We start from the raw sequence: 2,303 nt of genomic DNA, 5'->3' as shown, positions 1-2,303 counted from the left end.
GATTTCTGAAACGGCGCCGTACTGACACCTCTCTATCGGAGATACATCGATGGCCGAGCAATCCTTGTCGGGTTTGACCGAACAACAAGCAAAGGAATTCCACGAGCAGTTCAAGATCACCTACACCGCGTACGTCGGCCTCGCCGCGCTGGTGCATCTGTTCATCATCGCGGCCAATCCTTGGTTCTAATTAACCCGACCTCGACGAGAACAAGATCATGAGCGAAATCGCAAAACCGAAAAACCCGGAAGACGATTGGAAAGTGTGGCTGGTTCTGAACCCCGCAACCTGGCTGATGCCGATCTTCTTCATGCTGCTGGTCATCGCGCTAGTGCTGCATGCCGTTGTGTTCCAGATGGGATTCGGCTGGGCTTGATGCCTGCGCTCGAAGGGGCTGCCGTCGAGTAGCCCCGAGGACGATGGGCCGGCGCCGCACGGCGCGCCTATCGTGACCGAAGGGCGGGATGTCACTGCTTGACAACCCCGTCCTTCGAAACCCCGATGCTTGCCGATCCCAGACCCCGATCGACATTGATGTCCCTCCCGAAGTCGCTCCTCCGTCGCGCAGGCGACCCCTCCTTAGGATTTGTCCGGTGCCTAACCGTCGTGCGTGATCGGGCATAGTGCCTTTCGGAGCTGATCCGGGCATGGTGGATCATTGATGCACCGAGTGCGATAATCCCCGACCCTCAAGACATCGCTCTTGTTTCCGAGCCTAATTCACCTGTGGAGCTGATCCCGGCATGAGTCGTAACGACGATCCCTGGGCGCAAGCCTGGCGCGAGCTGCTGCCTCGGATACTGCCTTTTTCCGATGTCTCGTCGGCCGATTTCCCGCTGCGCAGAATCCTGCGCTTGTCCCTGTTTCAGGTCTCGGTCGGCATGGCCATGGTGTTGCTGCAGGGAACCCTGAATCGAGTGATGGTCGTCGAGCTTGCCGTGCCCGCGTCGCTGGTCGGTCTCATGCTGGCGCTGCCGCTCGTCTTCGCGCCGCTGCGTGCACTGATCGGCCATCGATCCGATTACCACCACTCGGCATTCGGCTTGCGCCGCATCCCTTACATCTGGCTCGGAAGCATGATGCAGTTCGGCGGATTCGCGATGATGCCGTTCGCCTTACTGCTGCTTGCGGATGTCAATAACCAGTTCAATGTGCTCGGTCAGATGGGTGCTGCACTTGCCTTCCTTTTGGTCGGTGCCGGACTCCACACGACACAAACCGCGGGTTTGGCGCTTGCCACCGATCTCTCGCCGCCGGAGAAACGTCCGCGGGTTGTGGCATTGCTCTACGTCACCCTCTTGGCCGCTTGGGCGGGAAGCTCGCTCTTGTTCGGAAAGCTGCTCACCAACTTCAGCAACGAGCTGCTCATTCAGGTCATTCAGGGTGTCGCGCTGGCGACGATCATTCTGAACGTGGTCGCCCTCTGGAAGCAGGAGGCGATCGATCAGCAGCGTGCGGCCAATCCGGTGCCGCGGCCGCCGTTCATGGAGACCTGGCGTCACTTTACCCGTGGCGGACGCGCGAGCCGACTGCTGGTGGTCGTGGGGCTCGGAACGCTCGGTTTCACGATGCAGGACATCCTGCTCGAGCCTTACGGCGGTCAGATCCTCGGGCTGAGCGTCTCCCAGACGACCGCGCTCAACGCTATTTGGGCCGCCGGATCCCTGCTTGCCTTCGTGCTGGCCGCGCGCCTGATGGGGCGCGGTAGCGAGCCCTATCGGATTGCGGCGATCGGAGCCCTGATCGGAATTCTCGCCTTTGTCGCGGTGATCCTGTCCGCCCCCTTGGATGCGACCTGGCTGTATCGCGCCGGTGCCGGGCTGATTGGTTTCGGCGGCGGGCTCTTCATGGTGGCAACCTTGACTGCGGCGATGGCGCTCGCGGAGGGCGGCTTCAGCGGTTTGGCGCTCGGCGCCTGGGGTGCTGTTCAGGCGACGGCGATGGGTGTCGCCTTCGCCGCCGGCGGCATCTTGCGCGACGTCGTCATGGGGATGGCGAACCGCGGTGTCTTCGGAGAAGATCTGGCCTGGCCCGGGCTGGGATACGATGTCGTCTACGCGCTCGAGATCCTCTTGCTCATCGGCACGCTCGTGGTGATTCTTCCGCTGGTTCTTCGCCCCGGAGATGCCAACACCCGAGCCGGATCGAAGATCGGTCTCGATCACATGCCCTGAGCCCTTCGGCTCGTCTTGCGGCCGTCGGCGAGGCGTCCTGCCTCGACGTCCGCTTTGGTTGTCTCCCGAGCAGCGCGGCGCTCGCCGAGAACGAGCGATCGCCTCAGGCCGCCAGATTCTCGAGCGCC

At 62.2% G+C, this 2,303-nt stretch carries 3 protein-coding genes; all 3 read left to right on the top strand.

The features are described from left to right. Positions 1 to 49 precede the first annotated feature (49 nt). The 3 genes from VLR48_RS18815 to VLR48_RS18805 all read left to right on the top strand — a co-directional run bounded on the left by VLR48_RS18815 (position 50) and on the right by VLR48_RS18805 (position 2,175). Complete coding sequence (locus VLR48_RS18815) at positions 50 to 190, top strand: light-harvesting protein (protein ID WP_093028033.1); 141 nt, start codon at positions 50 to 52, stop codon at positions 188 to 190. A gap of 28 nt (positions 191 to 218) precedes the next feature. After that, positions 219 to 377: a light-harvesting antenna LH1, alpha subunit gene (gene pufA, locus VLR48_RS18810; RefSeq protein ID WP_120797906.1), complete on the top strand. Its 159-nt coding sequence runs from the start codon at positions 219 to 221 to the stop codon at positions 375 to 377. 367 nt (positions 378 to 744) lie between these two features. Further along, positions 745 to 2,175: a BCD family MFS transporter gene (locus VLR48_RS18805; RefSeq protein ID WP_325293252.1), complete on the top strand. Its 1,431-nt coding sequence runs from the start codon at positions 745 to 747 to the stop codon at positions 2,173 to 2,175. Positions 2,176 to 2,303 lie beyond the last annotated feature (128 nt).

The organism is Thiocapsa sp., from assembly GCF_035467215.1.
Lineage (GTDB): Bacteria > Pseudomonadota > Gammaproteobacteria > Chromatiales > Chromatiaceae > Thiocapsa.
The sequence above is the reverse complement of the archived record's forward strand: the minus strand, read 5'-3'. Positions and strand labels throughout refer to the sequence as shown.

Coding starts and splice junctions, on each gene's coding strand:
- VLR48_RS18815 (WP_093028033.1), top strand. CDS start 50: ATGGCCGAGCAATCCTTGTCGGGTTTGACCGAACAACAAGCAAAGGAA.
- pufA (WP_120797906.1), top strand. CDS start 219: ATGAGCGAAATCGCAAAACCGAAAAACCCGGAAGACGATTGGAAAGTG.
- VLR48_RS18805 (WP_325293252.1), top strand. CDS start 745: ATGAGTCGTAACGACGATCCCTGGGCGCAAGCCTGGCGCGAGCTGCTG.